This is a genomic window from Anaerofustis sp. NSJ-163, assembly GCF_024135845.1.
Taxonomy (GTDB): Bacteria; Bacillota; Clostridia; order Eubacteriales; family Anaerofustaceae; genus Anaerofustis; species Anaerofustis butyriciformans.
In genome coordinates this window covers 179,674-203,256 of the sequence record NZ_JAMYJV010000002.1, presented here as the reverse complement: position 1 = coordinate 203,256, position 23,583 = coordinate 179,674, and the positions used below count along the sequence as shown (strand labels likewise).

Here is a 23,583-nt window from a genome sequence, read left to right as displayed (position 1 = left end):
GTGACGATAGCGACGGTGTAACACCTGTAAACATTCCGAACACAGAAGTTAAGCCCGTCCACGCCTAGAGTACTTGTCTGGAGACGGACTGGGAGGGTAGGTAGTCGCGGGGTTTTTTTTATTCCTTTGAACCTATGAACTAGGTTCTTTTTTTATTTCCTTGTCTTGTATTATGTCTTTATCTGGTTGTATGTTACTTTACTTAAATAACTCTTGATATTTTTTATATGTTTTATTCTATTTGATTTGAATTTTTATATAATTAAATAATATGTTTATATTTTTTTATATATTTTTGATATATAAATAAATTTTTGTGTTATAATAAGTCGAATATTCATTTAAAATGTCGATATTAAAGGGTAAGTTAATGAAATTTAAGAAGAAGTATTTATTAATTTTTATAGCAATTATTTTTATTTGTTTTTATTTTGTTTTTTCAAATTTTAAATATGAGTCAAATGTTTTTCCAAATGGGATAAGCATAAATGGTGTTGATTGTTCCGGACTTACAGTAAACGAAGCAGAGAAAAAAATAACCAAAGAATGGAATAATAAAGAATTTATTGTTAAATCATCAAATACTGCTTTTAAATTTGATGTTCCAAGAACTTGGTCGACAAAAGAAATATTATCCCCAAATGAACAAGTTACAAAGTTTATGGAAGAAGAATTAATTTCATCTAAATCAAATGAACAAGTATTCGGTAAAATAAGCGATTTTGGTTTTACATATGATATAGAAGATGATTTAAATAATATACTAAATAAAAGTAAATTTGAATTTTTCTTAATAAAAATTGGTTTATTTAACGATAATATTAGAATTAATATGAGTATAAGTAAAACACCTGATGAGTTTAATAAAAAAATAAGTTCTCTTGATATTTATAATTTGTCAGGAAAAGTAACAAAAACAAAAAATGCTTATATAAACTTGGAGAGTGCTAACTTTGATATAGTAAAAGAAGTTTATGGTAATAATATTGATAAAGAATTACTTACAAACGAAATAGTAAATTATATTTCAAGCGGTAAATTTTCCATGAACTTTATTCCTGAAGACTTTTATGTTAAACCTGATATTTTATCTACAGATAAAGAGCTTTTAGAAAAGCAAAGTTATTTAAGAGAATTAGACATACCATCAATTACATATAAAATGTACTGCGGAAATGTAGAAGTAAATAAAGTTGATATATTAAAAATGTATGGTATAAGCGAAGATAATTTATATGATGATTTTACTCTTGGTGAATTAAAAGTTGATGAAGAAAGTGTTAAAAATTTTGTTCATAAACTTGCTCAGAAATATGATACTGCTTGGTCTGATCATACTTTTAATTCCACAAAGCAAGGAAAAATAACCGTAAGCGGTGGGGATTATGGTTACTTTATAGATGAAGATAAAGAAATAGAAAAATTAATATCTGAATTAAAGAATAAAAAAGATATAACAAGAGAACCTAAATATTCTCAAGAGGGATATAAAAATGCTAACGACATTGGAGATAGTTATGTTGAAATTGATTTAACATATCAAACATTGTGGTTATATAAAGATGGAAAACTTATTATTTCAATGCCGGTTGTAACAGGAAATATATATGCAGGATACGATACACCTCCTGGTGTTTATATATTAAAATACAAAACAATGCATGTTACTTTAAAAGGGCAAAACGCAGATGGAAGTGATTATGCTTCTCCTGTAACTTATTGGATGCCGTTTAACGGAGGTATCGGAATGCATGATGCTAACTGGAGAAGTACATTCGGTGGAGAAATATATAAAGGTGGAGGAAGTCATGGATGTGTAAACATGCCGCCAAGTAAAGCCGGAATTGTTTATGATAATATTGAGGCTGGATATCCAATTGTAGTTCATTATTAATTTTAAAAGAGGTATTTTAAAATACCTCTTTTTTTGTTATAAATAAAGTACAGTAATAAAAAATTGTTTTATTAAAATAAAAAGGAAAAGAAAAATGAATCGTACGGAAAAATTTATACAACTTTATACTAAACTTGAACAAATCGCAGTATTAGAATATGGATTTCCAAAGGATGGAAAAAGCATTACAAGATTAATGAATTTGAAATGTTATAAAGATATAAGAAGGGAACTTGCATATTGTAAGGAAATAAGAAATATTTTACAGCATAATCCTAAAATAAATAATGAGTATGCTATTGAGCCAAATGAAGCAATTTTAGCCTTGTTAGAAAGTATTATAAAAAAAATAGAATCACCAAAAAAAGTTGTTGATTTTTATAAACCCATTGGTAAAATAATAAGTGCAAATATTGGTAATAATATAATGGAATATATGAGAAAAATGGAGCAAAACCAAATTAGTTATATACCTATTCTTAATGATAAAGGCATTGTTAGAGGAGTATTTGGAGAAAGTACGGTTTTCCAATGTGTATTGGATGAAGGTATAAATGAAATAAATGAAAATACAAAATTTTATCATATAAAGAAATATTTAAGTTTGGATAATACTATAACAGGTAGCTTTATTTTTACAAATGAAAATACGTTAATGATTGAATTGGAAGATATACTTTATAAAGCATATAAAAGTAATAAAAGAATAGGTATTATATTTATTACAAAAAACGGGAAAGAAAACGAAAGGCTTACAGGGTTAATTACTCCATATGACATAATAGGTAATTAATAGGAAAATGAGATGGAATATACTTTTACTCAACAACTTGTAAATATATGTGAAATTATAGGTATAATTGCATTTGCAATCTCTGGTGCAATGGTGGCTATTGAAAAGGATTTGGATATTTTTGGAGTAGTTGTTCTTGGGGTAACGACGGCTTTAGGTGGGGGAGTTATCAGAGATTTAATACTTGCGATAAATCCACCTACAATGTTTATAAGCAGTAATTATGCTGCACTGGCTGCAATATCGTCGCTTGTAATATTTATTTTTTCATATTTCAACTATAAATATATCCAAAAAAATAGAAAAGTATTTGAAAATGCTTTAAATTTTTTTGATAGTATAGGTTTAGGTGTGTTTGTTGTTCTTGGGGTAAACACGGCAATGTATAGTGGATATAGTGATAATAATTTTCTTATTATGTTTATAGGTGTAATAACAGGTATAGGAGGAGGAATACTCAGAGATATAATGGTTAAAGATATTCCTTTTATTCTTAGAAAACGAATATATGCTCTTGCAGCGATACTGGGAGGCGGTGTGTATATCGTTCTATTAAAAAATGGAATTAATTCGAATTTTTCATTGATCATAGGTATATTTATTACAATTTTAATTAGAGTTTTATCAAAAAAATACGAATGGTCACTTCCAAGGGTAAAAAAATAAAAGGTAAGAAATTAATCTTACCTTTTTTATTTTTGTTCAACAATTTCAAATCCTTGACTTTCAAATTGTTTTATAGTTTTTTCTAAAGATATTTTACTAACATTACTTCCATTAGTTATAAAAATATTTGCATTAGCTAGTTGTTTCATATTATCTTTTGTAAATGTAACTTCTATAGTTTCATATACTACTTTATTTTCTTCTTTTATGTCATAGGTTAGCCCTTCAATTGATTCAAATTGTTTTTTTAATATATCATTTTGATTATATAAACTTTCTATTTGCTTATCTGAATAATTAGAAATATCTATTGATGTTACTTGTTTGATTTTGTCTATTGTATCCCCCTTTGCATGTAAAGTTGCTTGTATTTCTACTCCAGCGGCATAATCACATTTTAATATTACCGTTTGTTCTTTTCCTCCGCAGCCTGTTAAAGAAAATAAAGATAAAATCAATGTACATACAAGAATAGCTTTAAATATTTTTTTCATAATTTCCCTCCGTAATATTTTGTTAAATTAATAATACAATACTTGTAAACGTTTTGCAATAAAAATATTATTTATTTATTGACAAAACTGATTATACTGTATATACTGTATATATACAGAAAACAAAGAAAGGATGAATGCTTTGGATATAATTATAAGTAATATAGACGATAAACCAATATATGAGCAAATATACATACAAATAAAAAATATGATTGTATCCGGTAAATTAAAAGAAGGTGATTCTCTTCCTTCTATAAGAAATTTAGCAAAAGATTTAAGAATAAGTGTCATAACCACCAAAAGAGCTTATGAAGAACTGGAAAAAGATGGATACATTTATACGGTTAAGGCAAAAGGTTCATTTGTAAATGAAAAGAACATAAAACTAATTAAGGAAGAAAACCTAAAAAAGATTGAATTTCATATTAAAGAGATATTGGATTTGGCAAAAATAAATGAATTAAAAATAGAAGACATTTACGAGATGTTTGATATTATTTTGGAGGAGAATGATGAACGCAATTGAAGTAAAAAATTTGACAAAAAGGTATAGTGATTTTACTCTTGATAAAATAAGTTTTACACTTCCAATGGGATGTATAATGGGGCTTATCGGAGAAAACGGAGCCGGGAAAAGTACGACAATAAAATTACTTCTTGATGCAATTACAAGAGATGATGGAGAAATATTTATTTTAGGTAAGAATAATAAAGATAATTTTAAAGCAACCAAAGAAGATATTGGCGTTGTTCTTGATGAAGCTCACTTTCCTGAAAGTATTAACCCAAAACAGGTTAATTCCATTATGAAAAACACATATAAAAATTGGGATGAAAATACATTTTTTAATTATATGAAACAGTTTGAGTTGCCTTTAAAGAAATCTTTTAAAGATTTTTCAAGGGGAATGAGAATGAAACTTATGATTGCTGTTGCATTGAGTCATGATGCAAAATTACTTATTTTAGACGAAGCAACAAGTGGTCTTGATCCAATAGTAAGGGATGAAATTTTAGAACTTTTTTATGAATTTACAAGAAGGGAAGACCACTCAATTTTAATTTCTTCACATATTGTTTCTGACCTTGAAAAGCTTTGTGATTATATAGCTTTTATTCATAAAGGTAAAATGTTATTTGTAGAGGAAAAAGATGTGCTTCTTGATAATTACAGAATATTAAAATGTTCAAAAGATGATTTTGAAAATGTTGATTCAGACTGTATTGTTGGACTAAGGAAATCTCCTTATGGAGTAGAGGCTTTAGTTTTAAAAGAAAAAATTAATCCTGTATTTAATTTAGAAAAGCCAACCATTGAAGATATTATTGTTTTTATGGCAAAGGAGGAAAAATAAGATGAAAGGTTTACTTTTAAAAGATATGTATGAACTTATAAAACAATGTAAATTTATTTTACTTTTTTGTGTAGTATATGTTTTTTTATCTTATACAGAAAGCGGATATTTTTTCTTAGCTTTTTCAATAATATTCTTCTCTTTACTGCCAACTACAATTATGGCGCTAGATGAGAGAAGTAAATGGGAAAGTTATGCGATAACAATGCCTTATACAAGAAAAGAAATGGTATTAAGCAAATATATATTGTCATTAGGCGGTGTAATATTTATGTCTGTTTTATATGAATTTGTAAATATTATTATTTATTTTATAAATTCAAGTTATGCAATGAGTATTGTAGATTCTTTTAATATTATACTTCCATTTTGTCTTATGGCAATAATAATAAGTTCAGTTAATCTTCCGATTAATTTTAAATTTGGTGCAGAAAAGGGAAGACTTGGAACTATTTTGATTTGTGTTGTTATTGGTGTAATTGGTGGAGGACTTTTTTCTCAGTCATCAGGCAGTGTTGAATTAATAAATTATTTTATGAATATACCTTCTTTTGTGTATTTAGTTTTAATCGCTCTTTTATGGATAGTATCATATTTTGTTTCGGTTAAAATATATGAAAAGAGAGCTTTATAAGAGATACTTTGGGGTATCTCTTTTTTTAATTTAATTAATTTTATGTTATAAATTTATGTGAGAAGAATGATATAATTTTTATTAATTAAAAATAGGAGGGGTATTATATGAAAAAATATATTGCCTTATTAAGAGGTGTTAATGTAAGCGGAAAAAATAAAGTGCCAATGGCAATGTTAAGAAAATATTTTGAAGAAATTGGATTTGAAGATGTAAAAACTTATTTAAATAGTGGTAATGTGATTTTTTTAAGTAATGAAGATAGCACAAAAAAGCTTAGTGAACAAATTGAGGTAATGATTAAAAATCAATTTAATTTGGATATTCCTGTTTTAGTTTTATCAAAAGAAGATCTTGTTGATATTTTACAAAATATGCCTGAATGGTGGGGAAATGATAATAAAGATATTTATGATAATTTAATTTTTATTATTCCACCTATGACTTTTAATGATGTTTATGAAAAGATTGGACAGCCTAAGAGAGAATTAGAAAAAATTCAAAATTATAAAAATGTTATTTTTTGGTCTTTTGTTCGTAATGATTATCAAAAGACAAACTGGTGGTCTAAAACAGCAAGTGGAGATATTAGCAAAAAACTAACTATAAGGACAGCAAATACTGTTAGAAAAATTGTTGGTATTTAATATGTTTAATTAAGAAATATAGATAACATATTTTATATAAGTTCATTAAATTTATTAGTATTCCAATATATTTCTTCTATTTCACTATAAAAATGTATTTATATAAAAAAATTAAAAATAATCAAATAATTTTATATTAATTGTGAGAGTTTACTAAATTTTATGATATATAACTTTTCTTATTCAAGTTTTTCTTATTCAAATTTTTATTATTTTAATTAAAAATACAAATAAAATTCAATTATATATCCCCCATTTTTCATCAAAAACGGGTGTACTCAAGAAAAAATAATTATGCTAAAATATATTTAATAGTAACTTATGAAAAAGTACAAAAAAGAATGTCTAAATATATCTTATCTTTTATTGATTTTAAGGAGAAAAGTTTGCTGTCAATTTTTAAATAGATTTTAGGAATAATAATTGACTCCAATAAACGAACAATAAGCGACAAACATTAATGATTTACGTTAAACATTTGTCGTTATTATGAAAATATGATAATAACGTCTATTTTATAAAAAGTCTGTAATTAAAAAAATATTTTATAATCATGTAAAGTATGCTTTTAACCGTGGCTTTATAAAATAAACTATTTATAATGTAAATGTTAATGTAAATGTTTTAATAACATAAAAGATAAATAGTTAAATAAAGAAGGGGGGCTGTTTTAATTGAAAAAAAAATACATTTGGAAAAGAGTAGAATTAATTTTTTTCACTTTAGTTTTTATGCTAACAATTGTATTTCAATTTAATACAAATGTTTATGCAGCTGAAAGTCCGGATATTACTGAGTTTGCAACAGTTGAGCAGTTGAGGAGTTTTAATACTGATGATACTGATGGTTCGGTTAATCCTGCTAAAGTATATTTTGGGAATAATAATCAGCAGTGGTGGATAGCAGGAAGCCAAAGTAATGATAGTATAACATTATTTGCTGCAAGTATGATGGAACAAGGTGTTGTGTTTGAATCTGAGGTAACAGACTGGGATAAGAAAGACTATGATCCAAATTGGAACTGTGAATATCCAGAGGGAAGTAATATTGAAAAAGTCAATCCAAATCATTACGGTGGGAGTCCCATAAGAAACAAGTTAGAAAATTTATTGACATCCTATTTTACAAATGAAGAGCAAAAATTTATGAAAAGTACGACCATTTATACTTTAGATAGTTATAATAGTAGAGCATATTCTACAACAGATATATTGTATCTTCCATATGGTAATCAGAATTTTGGTAGAGATCATATAAATGTAGGAACAAATGGTACATACTCAGACGTATTAAATACAGGTCTTCGTATTGATATAAATTATTGTGGAACTGAAATTTTCTGGTTACGTGCTCCAAGTTCTACTTTACCATATAAATCAACTGTAATGTATGGATATATTTCTTATGTATCGGATTGGGCTGTTGAATACGCATGTGGATTAGCTCCTGCTTTTAAATTAGATTTGTCATCTGCACTTTTTGCATCTTGTGCAATGCCTGCAACATCTAATGGAGCCATGACACTATCTGATACTGATGGTGATGGTGCCTTTACAATTAGATATCAAGGAAATGTAGGTACTGCAACACTCAGCGGAGAATATAAAAGTGTTTCAGTAAGTGGTATTACAAATGATAATACCTATCTTGTTGTGCAAAACAGTGAAGGGGCATGGGCAAAAAAAGTATCTAATAATGACTTATTGTTTGCAAGTGAAATTTCTGATTCTCTATCTTCATTTGAAAACTGCAAGGTTTGGTTAGAAACCACATCAGATAGAATAACCTATGCAAATTTGGCGGGTTATAATAAAAGAGATATTAATGTAAAATTCAAAACTGGAGTTAGTATGAATATTACATCCAATAATGGTTCTCAAACAGGTGTATGGGGTAGTATCGAGCCTATCGAAGTTACAGTAAATGACGGCTATTATCTACCGGATGATTATATTGATAAAATTATGGCTTTAAATGTATTAGAGGCATTACAAATAACAAAAACAGATAATGGCTTTATTATTCAAGGTACTCCAAATAGTGACGTATATCTTTCTTTACCTGAAGCAACTGCGTATATTGATGGAAATACTATTATAAATCCTCCAACTAATTTAACTGCTGTTTATGGACAAAAACTGTCGGATATTAATTTACCGGATGGCTGGACATGGTCAGATGAAGATACCGCGGTTTCTGTAGGAGAAAAGACATATCTTGCTCGTTTTGATGTTTCAGCTTATGAAGATGAATATGGCTTTGCAAATGTGGAAGGATATAATGCACAAGGGCATTATGTAGAACGTAATTTAACAGTTAATATTGCTAAAGCTGATAGTAAGATTACAATTAAAAACCAGAGTCTTGATAAAGAATTTGATGGAAATGCTGTAAATACTCCTGATATAGATAAAATAGGAAGCAGTAAAGATTATACAATTAGATGGTTTGAAAAAGATAATAATTCTTGGATTCAAATTGAATCTGCTCCTATTGACGCAGGGAATTATAAGGTTATTGCAAGTGTAGAGGCTGATGATAACTATAGTGGTGCTTCTGATGAGCTTGAATTTAACATTAGTAAATTATCAAACGAATGGGTAGATAATTTATCTATTACTGGTTGGACATATGGAGAGCAAGGGAATACTCCTAAAGCCGTTTCAAAATATGGTGCTGTTAAGTTTACATACAGTGACAAAAAAGACGGTACATATAAAGAAACAATTCCAATTAATGCAGGAACATGGTATGTTAAGGCTGAAGTAGAAGAAAATAAAAATTACATGGGATTAGAAGCAATTAAATTCTTTGAAATTAAAAAAGCCGTTCCCAAATATGAAGTTCCAAATCAAATAACTATTGAAAAAGGAAAATCTCTTTCAACTATAAAACTTCCTGAAGGTTTTTCATGGAAAGATGAAAATCAGATAGCTGATAGATCAGGGGTACATGCTTTTAAAGCCATTTTTATACCATCTGATACTCAAAATTATGAAGTTGTGGAAACAGATATTATCGTAAATGTTGTTGAAAAAAATGTACCACCAAGTGATACAGATAAAACCAATAATACTAATCAATCTGATACATCTGAAAAAGTATCAACAAGTGATAATACAAATGTTTTTGTTTGGTATGCATTACTTATAGTATCTGTAATTGGAATTTTATCATTAGTTTTATTTAGTAAAAGAAAACAACGTTAAATAGAAAAATAATATTTTATATTTTAATAGAAAATAAATGTAAATAAAATAGTTATATTGTATATATAAAACTATTGCAAATTTAAGATTTAATATAATTGATACGAAAATAAATACTCCTGTATAAAACAGTAATTATGCAGGAGTATTTTTATAAAAATTAAAATAATTAGCACTCATCTCTTGACAGTGCTAACAAAAAGTGATATATTATACTTGAACAAAGAGGAGAACCTCAGAAAGATTCAAACCCCATAGTTCAAAAAAACTAGTGACATAGATAGAATGTCTAAGAAAAGGAGGAATGACTTATGATGTTACCTAGTATTTTTGGAGAAAACTTATTTGATGATTTAATGGACTTGTCTTTGGATAGAGATTTCTTTGGTGGTAAAAATCCACTATACAAACAAGAAACAAATTTAATGAAAACTGATGTTAAAGAAAATGAAGATAATTATGAAGTAGATATTGACTTACCTGGATTTAGTAAAGATGAAATTTCAGCTCATTTGAAAGATGGTTATTTAACAGTAAGCGCAAGCAAAGATGTAAATAATGATGAAAAAGACGAAAACGGAAAATATATAAGAAAAGAACGTTATAGTGGTTCTTGTTCAAGAAGTTTTTATATAGGAACTGAAATTAAAGAAGATGAAATTAAAGCTAAATACGAAAATGGTATTTTGAAATTAAATGTTCCTAAGAAAGATCAAAAACAAGTTGAAGAAAAGAAAACTATAGCGATTGAAGGTTAATTGAAAAGGGCTACCGTTTAGGTAGCCTTATTTTTTTGTAAAAGATGTAATGCCGAAGCATATTATTGCTATGCTGAGTAATATAATACTATCATTTGCTGATATTTCTTTTAATATGTTTAAAACAAGAACGCCTATTCCAAGGGCTAACCCTACGCATTTTGCTGTTAAGTTAATCATTTCTGAAAAGTCTGATTTGTTTAAGTTTTTAAAATCTAACTTTTTTTGCTCTAAACCTAAAAAATCATTTGTATCCATATCAAGAATTTCGCAAAGGAGAGGTATTATTGAAATGTCAGGATATGATAAATTCCTTTCCCACTTTGACACAGCTTTATCTGTAATATTTAATTTTTTTGCAAGTTCTTGCTGTGTCATGTTTTTTTCTTTTCTTTTTTGTTTTATTTTTTCACCTATATTTGAATTCATATTTTTCTCCTTGACCAATTATTATAGATATATTTTAATTCATTATAAATAAATAGTCTATCTACTTATAAGAGAAAAAGGTAAACCGACAGTTTACATAAAAAAAGACAAAATATAATTTATATTTTGTCTTTTAATTTATTATTATTCCCAAATCTTATCTTGTTCTCTTCTAAGTTTAACAAGTAAAGAATCTTCATCCAAGATGACATCATCATAAGTTATAATTTCACCTTTTTTAACATCTTTTGCCATTTTTGTGTTTTTATTTATAAGACCTATTGGAAGTGCATTTAGTTCTTTTGCAACTTCTCTTTTATCAATTGTTCCGTAAGTAGAAAAACCTCCTATACCGTCTATTGATTCTCCTTTTTTAAGATCTTTTTTTGCAACTGTTATAGCTTCACATACAAGACCATCCATAGGAACGATTGTTGGTGCTTTATCTAAAACTGCTCTTGCTATTGTAAGTGGTGTTTCCATTCCGCATAAGTGATAAGGTCTGTATAATACGTAATTTGGACCATCTCCGATTCTTAAGTATTGCATTTCGTGATGTATAAACTCAAGATCTGATGAAACTATTACAAATACACCAGGGGCAATACCATTTACCCATTCTACAACACCGTAATTGTTTAAAATACCGCCTTCTTCTTTTAAACAAAGAACTTTATCTAAGTTTTTAATGTCGCATTTTGGGCCATGTCCACCTCTAACATCTGGAACAAGTCCTGTAGAGTTTGCCATACAGCAAAGTTCAACCATGTTTTTTGTTCCGTCAGAGAAAGAACATTGCATTTTAGGGCTTACGCCTCTGCTTATTGCATAATCTCTTATACTGTCAGGTGTGCAGCTGTGATCAACTTCATTATTTTTCCCTTTTCCTATTACTTTTATATCAAAGCCCAAAGCTTCACTAAAGTCAAACATTTCTTTAACTGCTCCGGGTTCGTCTCCTGCACTTCCTGTATAAATTACACCTGCTTTGTCCGCTTTTCTTTTTAAAATAGGACCAACAACAACATCTGCTTCAACATCAAGCATTACAATGTTTTTACCATTGTTTATTGTATCAATTGCAATTTCTGCTCCAATATCAGTAAAACCTGTTGCATCAACAACGCAGTCTGTTGCTTCAACAAAAGAAGCAATTTGTTTATCTTCACTTACTACAATTTTACCTTTTTTGATAGCATCATTTGCTTGTGATAAATTGTTTGTAATGACATAATCATTTTCTGTAATATTTGATTTTGAAAATGCATGTAAAACTTTATTTACGTCTATGTCACATACAACGCTTGGTGTCATTCCTTTCATTTTGTATAACTGGCTTATTAAACCTCTTCCCATTTGTCCGGCACCTATTATGCCGACTTTAATAGGATTATTTTTTTCATGTAAATCTTTTAATCTGTAATTCATGCCTAGCATAGATAATTTTCCTCTTTCCTTCTATATTAAATATGTTCATCCCCTCAAATGTACATATTTTAAAACAGAACAATTATAGCACTATAATATTTAAAATTATATATTTTTAATTAAATTCTAATTTTAATATGACAGGTATATACAAACTTCTTTTTTATTAAGTTTTATTATTTTCTAAAAGGAAAAGGTGAACAAGTGTTAAGTGGATTAGTTAAAAATAAAGGGTTAATTTTAATATGTTTATTAATTTTTAATTTTTCGATTCCTTTTGGTATAAAGAGTCAAATAGAGGAGAAGACTAACGGTACGACTGTTTTTAAAGACATTATAAAAAAAACTGTTGTAGTAATGAATGATGAATCAAACAGCAATGAAGAAACAGGAAGTATTTATGGTTTTACGAAAAATATTCTATCTCTTACAGTGCCTTGTCTATCTTTGAATGATATAGGGTATGAAGAAGTTGAAGTAGATAAAGATAAAGAAGAAACATCAAATAGTAGCGAGCTTAAGATTGCAAATAAAAAGATGAATGATGATAAAACCGTAAGTAAAGTTAATGATGGGAAACCTCTTGTTTTAATATATCATACTCATGCTACAGAATCTTTTAAAGACAAAACTTCAAAAGGAACTTATCGTTCAAGAGAAAATGACGAAAACATGATAAGTGTAGGGGAGGAAATGGCAGAAGTTTTAGAAAAAGAATATGGTATTATTTGTATTCATGATACTTCTTTACATGATTATCCAAGTTATAATGCAGCGTACGATAATTCTCTTGAGAGTGCAGAGAAAATATTAAAAGAAAATCCAAGTATAAAATACGTTTTTGATATACATAGAGACGGACTTCCTTCTTCTAATAATAATGAAAAATATAATGGGAAGGTTGGAAGTAAGTCTGCTGCAAAAGTTATGACTGTTCTCGGGATGAATCACAAAAATTCTAGTAAAAATTTAAGTTTTGCAAATAAAATAAATAAACAGTTTAGCAGTATGTATCCTGATATTAATCTTGGAATAATAAAAAGAGAACCATATAGATACAATCAGTGGCTTAGTCCAAACAGTCTGCTTTTTGAAATAGGGAGTAATTTAAATAATTTGGAAGAAGCAAAATATTCGGCAAAGCTTCTTGGAAGAGTAGTTGGAGAGGTTATAAAAGAGGATATGAAATAATATGTATAAACGAAATATTTCTTTTAAAACAATGATTTTTTTTCTTGTTTTGATAATTATAGCAGGAATATATATGTTCTTTTATCTGAAAAATATGTATTATGATAGTTTTAAAGAACATGAAACAAGTGTTTTTCTTGATCAAAACAGCGCTGAAGATAGCAATAATGAAAGTAATATTATTAATATTTTTGGATATGAATTAAATATTGATGACTTTAAGATTTTCACAAAATAGGATTGTGGGAATCTTTTTTTATTTTAAATTTAAATTAAATTTGGTTGACATAAACTTTATATATCAGTATAATTATACTGATAAAAAATTACTGATATAAGGAGGAAAATCATATAAAATGGATAGGAATTCTGTTTCAAAACAAGCTCTCCAACGATTACCTTCTTATTTAAATTATCTTAATTGGGCAAAGAGAGAAAATATAAAAAATATATCTTCTCCTACAATTGCAGATGATTTGAGATTAAACGAAGTTCAAGTCAGAAAAGATTTGGCGGCAATAAGTTCTACCGGAGGTAAACCAAGGCTTGGCTATGACGTTGATACGTTAATAGGAGATATAAAAAATTTCCTTGGTTATGATGAAACGGATAAAGCCGTATTAATAGGGGCAGGACAGCTTGGAAGAGCGCTTCTTTCTTATAACGGATATGCGGATTATGGACTTGAAATTGTTGCTGCTTTCGATGTAAATAAGGACATTATTGGTAAGAGATTTAAAGGTAAACCAATTTATCATGTAAACAAGCTGTATGATGTATGCAAAAAAAATAACATTCATATCGGTATAATAACAGTATCGGCAAATGAAGCTCAAGATGTATGTGATATGCTTGTTGAATGTGGGATTTTAGCTATATGGAATTTTGCTCCATCTCATTTGGTAGTTCCTGATAATATTCTTGTTCAGCATGAAAATACAGCTGCTTCTTTAGCACTGTTATCTATGCATTTACGTGAAAAAATGGATAAAGATAAATAAATAATATTGTAAAGTTTTTGATATTATTATATAATCAAAATATAAATAAAACCTTTATTTATAGGGGTTTAAATAATTAAGTTTATAAAAGTTTGGTAATATATACCAGCTTATATATAAGTTCATAGCTTTGCCTTTTGCTATGATTAAAGTTTAAATTTAGGAGGAAAAAAAATGGCAAATAAAGTAGTTATAGCAGGTGCTTGTCGTACTGCAATCGGTACAATGGGCGGTACATTAAGCACTACACCTGCTGCAAAATTAGGTTCAATTGTAATAAAAGAAGCTTTAAAGAGAGCTAATGTTCCAGCTGATCAAGTTGATCAAGTATATATGGGTTGTGTTATCCAAGCTGGTTTAGGTCAAAACGTAGCAAGACAAGCTTCAATCAATGCTGGTTTACCAATTGAAGTTCCAGCTGTTACTGTAAACGTAGTTTGCGGTTCTGGTCTTAACTGTGTAAACATGGCTGCACAAATGATTAAAGCAGGGGATGCTGATATCGTTGTTGCAGGTGGTATGGAAAACATGTCAATGGCTCCATATGCAGTAATGAATGGTCGTTATGGTTACAGAATGAACAATGGTACTTTAGTTGATACAATGGTAAATGATGCTTTATGGGATGCATTTAACCAATATCATATGGGTATTACAGCTGAAAACATTGCTGAACAATGGAATTTATCAAGAGAAGAATTAGACGAATTTGCTGCTAATTCTCAACAAAAAGCTGTAGCTGCTCAAGAAGCAGGTGCTTTCGATGATGAAATCGTACCTGTAGAAGTTAAAAAGAAAAAAGAAACAATTATCTTCAACAAAGACGAAGGTCCTCGTCCAGGAACAACAGCTGAAGGTATTGCAAGACTTCGTCCTGCATTCAAACCAGACGGTGTTGTAACAGCTGGTAACGCTTCAGGTATCAATGACGGTGCTGCTGCTGTTGTTGTAATGAGCGAAGAAAAAGCTAAAGAACTTGGTGTTAAACCAATGGCTACATGGGTAGCAGGTGCTTTAGGTGGTGTTGATCCTACAATCATGGGTATCGGTCCTGTTGCTGCTACAAAGAAAGTTTTAGCTAAAACTGGTATGAGTGTTGATGATTTCGATATTATCGAAGCAAACGAAGCTTTCGCTTCTCAATCAATCGCTGTTGGTAAAGAATTAGGATTTGACTTAAATAAATTAAATCCAAACGGTGGTGCTATCGCTCTTGGTCACCCAGTAGGTGCTTCAGGTTGTCGTATCCTTGTAACACTATTACATGAAATGCAAAAAGCTGATGCTAAAAAAGGTTTAGCAACACTTTGTATCGGTGGTGGTATGGGTTGTGCTACTATCGTTGAAAGAGACTAATTTATTGATTAAATTAAGGAGATTATAAAAATGGGTTTTGTTAGATATGAACAAGATGGTTTTGTAGGTATAGTTACTATTGACCGTCCAAAAGCTTTAAATGCTTTAAACGAAGAAGTTTTAAAAGATTTAGAAGCTACTTTTGATGCTATTGATTTAGATAACACAAGAGCAGTTATCGTAACAGGTGAAGGTAAATCTTTCGTAGCAGGTGCTGATATTGCATCTATGAGCACAATGACTGCTGAAGAAGGTGAAGCATTCGGTAAATTCGGTAATGACATCTTCAGAAAAATTGAAACTTTCCCAATTCCTGTAATCGCTGCTATTAACGGTTTTGCTTTAGGTGGCGGAAACGAACTTGCTATGAGTTGTGATATCAGAATTTGTTCTGATAAAGCATTATTTGGTCAACCTGAAGTAGGACTTGGTATTACTCCTGGATTTGGCGGAACACAAAGACTTGCAAGAATTATCGGCGTTGGCATGGCTAAAGAATTAGTATATGCTGGATACAACATTAAAGCCGATAAAGCTTTGGAAATCGGCCTTGTAAATGCTGTTTATGCTCCTGAAGAATTAATGGAACAAGCTAAAAAATTAGCAGGTAAAATTGCTAAACAAGCTCCTATTGCTGTAAGAAATTGTAAAAAAGCAATGAACGAAGGTTTACAAGTAGATATGGATCAAGCTATCGTAATCGAAGAAAAATTATTCGGAGATTGCTTCAATAGTGAAGACCAAAAAGCAGGCATGAAAGCATTCTTAGAAAAAGGAAAAGCTGAATTCCAAAACAAATAGTGTTTTAATTTAAGTAAATATAGTCCGGATTTTTCCGGACTTAAAAAAATAATTTGGAGGATAATAATGAAAGTAGGTATTATTGGTGCTGGAGCTATGGGTTCTGGTATAGCTCAAGCTTTTGCACAAACAGAAGGTTATGAAGTTTGTTTATGTGATATCAATGAAGAATTCGCTGCAAACGGTAAAAAAAGAATTGAAGCAGGATTTGCTAAAAGAGTAGCAAAAGGCAAAATGGAACAAGCTAAAGCTGATGAAATTTTAGCTAAAATTACAACAGGTGTTAAAGATATCTGTGGTGACTGCGATTTAATCGTAGAAGCTGTTCTTGAAGTTATGTCTATCAAACAAGAAACATTCCAAGAATTAGATAAAATTTGTAAAGAAGATTGTATCTTTGCTACAAACACTTCTTCTTTATCAGTTACAGAAATCGGTGCTAAAGTAAACAGACCACTTATCGGTATGCATTTCTTTAACCCAGCTCCTGTAATGAAATTAGTAGAAGTTATCGCAGGTTTAAATACTCCTGTAGAAATTGTAGACAAAATTAAAGCAATTTCTAAAGAAATCGGTAAAACTCCAGTAGAAGTTGCTGAAGCTCCAGGATTCGTTGTAAACAGAATTTTAATTCCAATGATTAACGAAGCTGTTGCTATTTATGCAGAAGGCGTTGCCAGCGTTGAAGGTATCGACGCAGCTATGAAACTTGGTGCTAACCACCCAATGGGACCTTTAGCATTAGGTGACTTAATCGGTCTTGACGTTTGTTTAGCTATTATGAACGTTTTATATGATGAAACTGGCGACCCTAAATATCGTCCACACACATTACTTAAGAAAATGGTTCGTGGCGGCAAGTTAGGTCAAAAATCTGGTCACGGATTTTATGATTATAAATAGGAGGATTCAAAACAAATGGATTTTACATTAAGTAAAGAGCATGAAATGGCGAGATCTCTATTCAGAGAATTTGCTGAAACAGAAGTAAAACCTCTAGCTCAAGAGGTAGATGAAACAGAAGTATTCCCAAGAGAAACTGTTGAAAAAATGCAAAAATTAGGATTCTTAGGAATTCCTATGCCAAAAGAATACGGCGGACAAGGTTGTGATTCTTTAACATATGCAATCTGTGTTGAAGAATTATCTAGAGTATGTGGTACAACAGGCGTTATCGTTTCTGCACATACATCTTTAGGTGCTGAACCAATTAAAAAATTCGGTACACCAGAACAAAAAGAAAAATTCTTAAGACCACTTATCAGTGGTGAAAAACTTGGTGCTTTTGGTTTAACAGAACCAAACGCTGGTACAGATGCTTCAGGTCAACAAACAAAAGCTGTTTTAGACGGAGATGAATATGTACTTAACGGTTCTAAAATCTTTATCACAAACGGTAAAGAAGCTGATACATATGTAATCTTTGCTATGACAGATAAATCAAAAGGAAATCACGGTATTTCTGCATTCATCGTAGAAAAAGGAACACCTGGATTTACATTTGGTACTAAAGAAAAGAAAATGGGTATCAGAGGTTCTTCTACATATGAATTAATCTTTACAGACTGCAGAATTCCAAAAGAAAATCTTCTTGGTCAAGAAGGTAAGGGATTTGCTATTGCTATGCAAACACTTGATGGCGGTAGAATTGGTATCGCTTCTCAAGCTCTTGGTTTAGCTCAAGGTGCTTTAGATTCTACAATTGAATTCGTTAAAGAAAGAAAACAATTCGGTAGACCTATCGCTAAATTCCAAAATACTCAATTCCAACTTGCTGATATGGCAACAAAAGTTGAAGCTGCTAGATTATTAGTTTACAAAGCTGCAAGAGCTAAAGATAATCAAAAGAGATTCTCTTTCGAAGCTGCTCAAGCTAAATTATATGCTGCAGAAGTTGCTATGGAAGTTACAACAAAAGCTGTTCAACTTCACGGTGGATATGGTTACACAAGAGAATATGATGTTGAACGTATGATGAGAGATGCTAAGATTACTGAAATTTACGAAGGAACTTCAGAAGTTCAAAGAATGGTAATCTCAGGTAACTTATTAAAATAATAGGAAAAGGAGATAATTATAGTGAAAATCGTAGTTTGCGCTAAGCAAGTTCCAGATACAAACGAAGTTAGAATAGATCAAAAAACAGGTACTCTAATCAGAGAAGGCGTACCTGCTATTATGAACCCAGACGATAAAGCTGGTCTAGAAGCTGCACTTCAAATTAAAGATAAAACAGGTGCAGAAGTAACTGTTATAACAATGGGTTTACCAGCTGCAGAAGAAATTTTAAGAGAAGCTATGGCTATGGGTGCTGATAAAGGTGTATTAGTAACAGATAGACCATTCGGTGGTGCTGATACTCTTGCAACATCTAATACATTAGCTGCTGCTTTAAAAACAATGGAATATGACCTAATCATCACAGGTAGACAAGCTATCGATGGTGATACAGCTCAAGTAGGTCCTCAAATTGCTGAACATTTAGGAATTCCAAACATTTCTTATGTTCAAAAAGTTGTTGAAGTAACAGATGACAGCATCACTGTTGAAAGACAATATGATGATGGTTATCATGTAGAAAAAGCTCAAATGCCTTGCCTAATCACAGCTCTTGGCGATTTAAACAAACCAAGATATATGACACCGGGCGGAATCTTTGATGCATTTAAAGAAGACATCCAAATTATTACAAGAAAAGATGTTGATATCGCTGATGAAAAAATCGGTAAAGCTGGTTCTCCTACAAATGTTGCTAAATCATTCCCTAAACCTGTTAAAGCTGCAGGTGAAAAAGTTGAATTAGATGCTGATGCTTCAGCTGATTACATTTTAGGAAAATTAAAAGAAAAACATATTATCTAATTAATTAGGAAAGGAAATTGAAATAATGAGTTTTGAAGAATATAAAGGCGTATTTGTCTTCGCACAACAAGTTGATGGTGTTATCAACAATGTTGCGCTTGAATTAACAAGTGAAGCTACAAAGCTTGCTGCTGCTTTAAACACAGAAGTTACAGCTGTTCTTTTAGGAAAAGATGTAAAAGGATTAGCTGATGAATTAGCAGCTTATGGTGCTGATAGAGTTTTAGTTGTAGATGATCCTGCATTAGAAACATATACAACAGAACCATATGCACATGCTATGGATGAAATTATTAAACAATATAAACCAGATATCGTTCTTTACGGTGCTACTGCAATCGGTAGAGATTTAGCTCCTAGAGTTTCTGCAAGAGTTGCTACAGGTCTTACAGCTGACTGTACAGTTCTTGAAATCGGTGAATTTAAAAATGCTTTAGGTAACGTAAACAAAGGTTATGAAGGTAAAATGTTCTTAAATGCAACAAGACCTGCATTTGGTGGTAACTTAATGGCTACAATCGTATGTCCTGACAACAAACCTCAAATGGCTACAGTAAGACCTGGCGTTATGCAAAAAATTGAACCTAAAGAAGGTGCTAAAGCTAACGTAGAAGAAGTTAAAGTTGACTTTACTAAAAACAACAAATATGTAGAAGTACTAGATGTTGTTAAAGCTGTAAAAGACAAAGTTGATATTTCTGAAGCTAAAATCTTAGTATCAGGTGGTCGTGGTGTAGGTAGTGCTGAAAACTTCAAATTATTAGAAGATTTAGCTGATGCTATCGGTGGTGAAGTTTCTGCTTCAAGAGCTTGCGTTGACGCTGGTTGGGTTCCAAAAGATATCCAAGTAGGTCAAACAGGTAAAACTGTTCGTCCACAAGTTTACTTTGCTATTGGTATTTCAGGTGCTATCCAACATGCTGCTGGTATGGAAGAATCTGATATTATCATTGCAATCAACAAAGATGAATCTGCTCCAATCTTCAGCATTGCTGATTATGGTGTAGTAGGCGATTTAAACAAAATCGTTCCATTATTAACAGAAGCTATTAAGAATGCTTAATATAATCATAAAATCTAACTAGTAAAAAGGAGTGTATTATTACACTCCTTTTTTTATGAATAAAACCACGTAATATATACGTGGTTTTTATTTAGTTATTAAATTTTTCTTTAAATCTGTTTTCGTATTCAATAATCAGTTCTTCTCTAAATTGAGGAGCAGCAATATTTATAAGATTTTTTGCTCTTGTTCTTAATGTTTCACCTTTTAAATGGGCAATCCCGTATTCGGTGACAATATAATCTACATCAGTTCTTGATGTGGTTACAGCACTTCCTTTTTGAAGAAACGGAACAATTTTTGAAATTGTGCCGTTTCTCGCGGTTGCAGGAAATGCAATTATGGATTTTCCGCCTTTTGAAAAAGCAGAACCTCTTACAAAGTCAACCTGTCCTCCAATTCCGCTAAACTGTTTTAATCCTATTGCTTCAGCACAAACTTGTCCCATTAAATCAACTTCCAATGCTGAGTTGATGGAAATCATATTATCATTTTGTCCTATTACAATTGGATTATTTACATATTCAATATCCATCATGTTTATAATAGGATTATCGTGAACAAAATCATATAATTTTTGAGTTCCCATTAAAAATGCAACAACCATTTTATTCTTATGTAAAGTTTTCTTTTTACATGTTATTACACCTTTTTCGTATAAGTCAACTACACCATCAGAAATCATTTCTGAATGTATGCCTAAATCTTTTTTATTTGTAAGAAATTTTAACACTGCATCAGGAATAGCACCTATGCCAAGTTGAAGTGTATCTCCGTCATTAATTAATTTTGCACAATTTTCTCCTATTTTCATTTCAACATCTGTTATTTTAGGATTTGGAAGTTCTGGAATTTGTTCATCGTGTTCAACTAAAATGTCAATATCACTAATATGCAAGAAATTATCTCCTAAAGTTCTTGGCATCTTTTTGTTTACTTGTGCAATTGTTAATTTTGCAGCTTGTGCTGTTGGTTTTGTGTAGTCACATGATGTCCCAAGGGAACAAAATCCATCTTTATCAGGAGGAGAAACAGTAACTAAAGCAACATCAACAGGTAGGGAAGATCTGAAAAGAGTAGGAATTTGATAAAAAAAGCATGGTGTGAAATCTCCTCTTCCTTCATAAACAGCATCTCTTGTATTCCCTCCAAGAAAGAAAGCATTTAATTTAAAGTGTTCTTTCATTTCTTCTTTTGCATAAAGAGAATGTCCCATAGGAACAAGTTGAACAATTTCAACATTCTTATATGCTTTATAATTTTCTACCATTTTATCTACAATATAAATAGGTTCTCCTACCGCATGGGCAATAACTACTCTATCGTTTGATTTTATATAATTTACAGCTTCCTCAGCGGTCTTTAATTTACTTTTATATAGTTTATTTATATCCATCTTTTACTCCTTTCCTCTTATTTTGATTAAGGTAAAAGAAAAATATAAGTTATTCTTTTATATTTGCAATATTTTTTGCAAGTTCTTTTTTCATATTTAAATTACCTTGTCTTGCTATCATGATTCTTTGAGCTTGAGGTGAGCCTGCTCCGTGTAGGGACTCTGTTCTGTAACCTACTGCTGCTGTTCCAAGTGTTAGATTTTCTATAAGTCTTAAAATTTTTAGTCTGTCTTTTGTAGGTATATTAGCTACACCTTTTAAATATTTTTCTACGTATTTTCCTACAACAGGACTTTCTAAATCTTTTTGTGAAGGAGCTGTAACCATTATTCCTCCTGCAATGTCTTCTGCAAGTCTTGAAATTTCATAAGGATATCTTGTTACATTTTGTTTACATACATTTGCAAGAAGTAAATCAATCATATAATTTCCGGACATTGTTTCATACCCTTGAGAAGAGCAAGCTATTCCGCAGCTGTATAAAGTTTCATTTAGGTGTGTCATTTCAATTAATTTATCTTTTATGTGAGAAGCTTTTGCTGCTCCGTTATATTCTGCAACCACTGCTGCTGCACCTATAAGAACATCTCCTACACCAACTTTACATCCTCCGTAAGATTGTCTGTGATAACCTGCAAATCTTTCAACAAGCATTCCTGAAAAATCATATTCTCCATTTAAAAATATTCTTTCATTTGGAACAAAAACATTATCAAAAATAACAAGAGCTTCCATTCCTCCAAATTCTGCATTTCCTACATCCATATCAGAATCTTCAAGTTTTCTGGTGTCACAAGATTGTCTGCCTACAATCATTAAAATACCTTCAGTATCTGTTGGAACCGCAAAGGAAATAGCATAGTCTTTGTCTTGTTCTGTCATATTTATCGTAGGCATAACCAAAACTTCATGAGAGTTAACCATTCCTGTTTGATGCGCTTTTGCACCTCTTACAACAACTCCGTCTTCTCTTCTTTCAACGACTCTTAAATATAAATCCGGATCTTCTTGTTTAGAAGGAGGAAGTCCTCTGTCTCCCTTAGGGTCTGTCATTGCACCGTCAATAACGAGGTCATTGTTTTGGCAATATCTTAAGAACTTTTTAAAGTTTTCATGATAATTTGTTCCATGTGCTTTATCTGTTTCGTAAGTTGTACTATATACTGCATTGAATGCATCCATTCCTACACATCTTTGGAAGCATGATGCTGTTTTTTGTCCGCATAGTCTTTGCATTTTGACTTTTTTAATTAAATCATCTGTGCTTTGATGAATATGTGTAAATCTATTTATTTTTCTGCCGTCTTCTAATGTTACTGTCATTAAATCTTCATATTCCGGCATTTGTGCTAAGTCATAAGTAGCTCTTACTGAATTCAATGAAGGTCGTAAAATTGGATTGTCTACTGGATTTTCAATTTTTTCTCCAAACATATATACTTGTAAATTTAATTTTCGTATACTTTCGATATATTCTTTACCTGTCATTAAAGCCATAATATATACCTTCCTTTCGAATGTTTTATGTTAGGGTAGTTGGGTTTTATAATATATAATGCAAATATCGTGCCAATAATTTCATCTTAAAATAGGTATATTTTA

At 30.4% G+C, this 23,583-nt stretch carries 23 protein-coding genes and 1 rRNA gene; 19 read left to right on the top strand and 5 right to left on the bottom strand.

The features are described from left to right. The 4 genes from rrf to M6G78_RS03350 all read left to right on the top strand — a co-directional run. Positions 1–113: ribosomal RNA gene (gene rrf, locus M6G78_RS03365) — 5S ribosomal RNA — on the top strand; the annotation flags it as partial. Positions 114–370: 257 nt separating this feature from the next. After that, positions 371–1,894 (top strand): L,D-transpeptidase family protein, encoded by a 1,524-nt coding sequence (locus M6G78_RS03360; RefSeq protein WP_171020584.1) that lies wholly within the window; start codon positions 371–373, stop codon positions 1,892–1,894. 94 nt (positions 1,895–1,988) lie between these two features. Beyond that, positions 1,989–2,687: a CBS domain-containing protein gene (locus M6G78_RS03355; protein WP_138268728.1), complete on the top strand. Its 699-nt coding sequence runs from the start codon at positions 1,989–1,991 to the stop codon at positions 2,685–2,687. Between the two features lie 12 nt (positions 2,688–2,699). Next, positions 2,700–3,353, top strand: coding sequence for a trimeric intracellular cation channel family protein (locus tag M6G78_RS03350; RefSeq protein WP_253229602.1), 654 nt, complete (start codon positions 2,700–2,702; stop codon positions 3,351–3,353). Positions 3,354–3,379: 26 nt separating this feature from the next. On the opposite strand, the gene M6G78_RS03345 is transcribed toward M6G78_RS03350, so the two are convergent. Further along, a complete protein-coding gene (locus M6G78_RS03345) occupies positions 3,380–3,847 on the bottom strand; it encodes a DUF1307 domain-containing protein (RefSeq protein ID WP_138268730.1) in 468 nt (155 codons plus the stop codon). 142 nt (positions 3,848–3,989) lie between these two features. On the opposite strand from M6G78_RS03345, the gene M6G78_RS03340 reads away from it, so the two are divergent. From M6G78_RS03340 to M6G78_RS03315, 6 genes are all read left to right on the top strand, one after another. Then, positions 3,990–4,376: a GntR family transcriptional regulator gene (locus M6G78_RS03340; RefSeq protein ID WP_138268731.1), complete on the top strand. Its 387-nt coding sequence runs from the start codon at positions 3,990–3,992 to the stop codon at positions 4,374–4,376. After that, positions 4,360–5,205 carry an ABC transporter ATP-binding protein gene (locus M6G78_RS03335; protein ID WP_253229601.1) on the top strand — a complete coding sequence of 282 codons (846 nt, stop codon included), beginning with the start codon at positions 4,360–4,362 and terminating at the stop codon, positions 5,203–5,205. Before M6G78_RS03340 ends, M6G78_RS03335 begins: the two co-directional genes overlap by 17 nt. Before the next feature lies 1 nt (position 5,206). After that, complete coding sequence (locus M6G78_RS03330) at positions 5,207–5,839, top strand: ABC-2 transporter permease (protein WP_253229600.1); 633 nt, start codon at positions 5,207–5,209, stop codon at positions 5,837–5,839. Between the two features lie 107 nt (positions 5,840–5,946). Beyond that, the gene (locus M6G78_RS03325) at positions 5,947–6,486 is read left to right on the top strand and encodes a DUF1697 domain-containing protein (RefSeq protein WP_253229599.1); all 540 of its coding nucleotides are present in this window, start codon (positions 5,947–5,949) and stop codon (positions 6,484–6,486) included. Positions 6,487–7,160: 674 nt separating this feature from the next. Beyond that, on the top strand, positions 7,161–9,695 hold the full coding sequence (locus M6G78_RS03320) for an MBG domain-containing protein (protein ID WP_253229598.1): 2,535 nt from the start codon (positions 7,161–7,163) through the stop codon (positions 9,693–9,695). Positions 9,696–10,006: 311 nt separating this feature from the next. Beyond that, on the top strand, positions 10,007–10,453 hold the full coding sequence (locus M6G78_RS03315; RefSeq protein WP_138268736.1) for an Hsp20/alpha crystallin family protein: 447 nt from the start codon (positions 10,007–10,009) through the stop codon (positions 10,451–10,453). Positions 10,454–10,480: 27 nt separating this feature from the next. On the opposite strand, the gene M6G78_RS03310 is transcribed toward M6G78_RS03315, so the two are convergent. Together M6G78_RS03310 and M6G78_RS03305 are read right to left on the bottom strand one after the other, a co-directional pair. Then, positions 10,481–10,882, bottom strand: coding sequence for a helix-turn-helix domain-containing protein (locus M6G78_RS03310; RefSeq protein ID WP_138268737.1), 402 nt, complete (start codon positions 10,880–10,882; stop codon positions 10,481–10,483). 144 nt (positions 10,883–11,026) lie between these two features. After that, on the bottom strand, positions 11,027–12,319 hold the full coding sequence (locus tag M6G78_RS03305; protein ID WP_253229597.1) for an NAD(P)H-dependent oxidoreductase: 1,293 nt from the start codon (positions 12,317–12,319) through the stop codon (positions 11,027–11,029). 195 nt (positions 12,320–12,514) lie between these two features. Here M6G78_RS03305 and spoIIP point away from each other — a divergent pair, with 195 nt between their 5' ends. The 9 genes from spoIIP (at position 12,515) to M6G78_RS03260 (ending at position 20,584) form a co-directional block, all read left to right on the top strand. Beyond that, entirely contained in the window at positions 12,515–13,501 is a 987-nt protein-coding gene (spoIIP, locus tag M6G78_RS03300; RefSeq protein ID WP_253229596.1) for a stage II sporulation protein P, read from the top strand. A 1-nt stretch (position 13,502) separates the two neighbouring features. Further along, the gene (locus tag M6G78_RS03295) at positions 13,503–13,739 is read left to right on the top strand and encodes a hypothetical protein (protein WP_138268740.1); all 237 of its coding nucleotides are present in this window, start codon (positions 13,503–13,505) and stop codon (positions 13,737–13,739) included. A gap of 118 nt (positions 13,740–13,857) precedes the next feature. Next, on the top strand, positions 13,858–14,502 hold the full coding sequence (locus M6G78_RS03290) for a redox-sensing transcriptional repressor Rex (protein ID WP_253229595.1): 645 nt from the start codon (positions 13,858–13,860) through the stop codon (positions 14,500–14,502). A 174-nt stretch (positions 14,503–14,676) separates the two neighbouring features. Continuing rightward, on the top strand, positions 14,677–15,858 hold the full coding sequence (locus tag M6G78_RS03285) for an acetyl-CoA C-acetyltransferase (protein ID WP_138268742.1): 1,182 nt from the start codon (positions 14,677–14,679) through the stop codon (positions 15,856–15,858). A gap of 30 nt (positions 15,859–15,888) precedes the next feature. Beyond that, entirely contained in the window at positions 15,889–16,659 is a 771-nt protein-coding gene (locus M6G78_RS03280) for an enoyl-CoA hydratase-related protein (protein WP_138268743.1), read from the top strand. Positions 16,660–16,725: 66 nt separating this feature from the next. Beyond that, on the top strand, positions 16,726–17,562 hold the full coding sequence (locus M6G78_RS03275; protein ID WP_138268744.1) for a 3-hydroxyacyl-CoA dehydrogenase family protein: 837 nt from the start codon (positions 16,726–16,728) through the stop codon (positions 17,560–17,562). Positions 17,563–17,577: 15 nt separating this feature from the next. Further along, positions 17,578–18,717 (top strand): acyl-CoA dehydrogenase, encoded by a 1,140-nt coding sequence (locus tag M6G78_RS03270; RefSeq protein ID WP_138268745.1) that lies wholly within the window; start codon positions 17,578–17,580, stop codon positions 18,715–18,717. 21 nt (positions 18,718–18,738) lie between these two features. Further along, the gene (locus M6G78_RS03265; protein ID WP_138268746.1) at positions 18,739–19,521 is read left to right on the top strand and encodes an electron transfer flavoprotein subunit beta/FixA family protein; all 783 of its coding nucleotides are present in this window, start codon (positions 18,739–18,741) and stop codon (positions 19,519–19,521) included. A gap of 25 nt (positions 19,522–19,546) precedes the next feature. Beyond that, positions 19,547–20,584 (top strand): electron transfer flavoprotein subunit alpha/FixB family protein, encoded by a 1,038-nt coding sequence (locus tag M6G78_RS03260; RefSeq protein WP_253229594.1) that lies wholly within the window; start codon positions 19,547–19,549, stop codon positions 20,582–20,584. A gap of 91 nt (positions 20,585–20,675) precedes the next feature. On the opposite strand, the gene M6G78_RS03255 is transcribed toward M6G78_RS03260, so the two are convergent. After that, positions 20,676–21,980 carry an acetyl-CoA hydrolase/transferase family protein gene (locus M6G78_RS03255; RefSeq protein ID WP_253229593.1) on the bottom strand — a complete coding sequence of 435 codons (1,305 nt, stop codon included), beginning with the start codon at positions 21,978–21,980 and terminating at the stop codon, positions 20,676–20,678. 49 nt (positions 21,981–22,029) lie between these two features. After that, positions 22,030–23,478 carry a 4-hydroxyphenylacetate 3-hydroxylase family protein gene (locus M6G78_RS03250; protein WP_253229592.1) on the bottom strand — a complete coding sequence of 483 codons (1,449 nt, stop codon included), beginning with the start codon at positions 23,476–23,478 and terminating at the stop codon, positions 22,030–22,032. Positions 23,479–23,583: the final 105 nt, after the last annotated feature.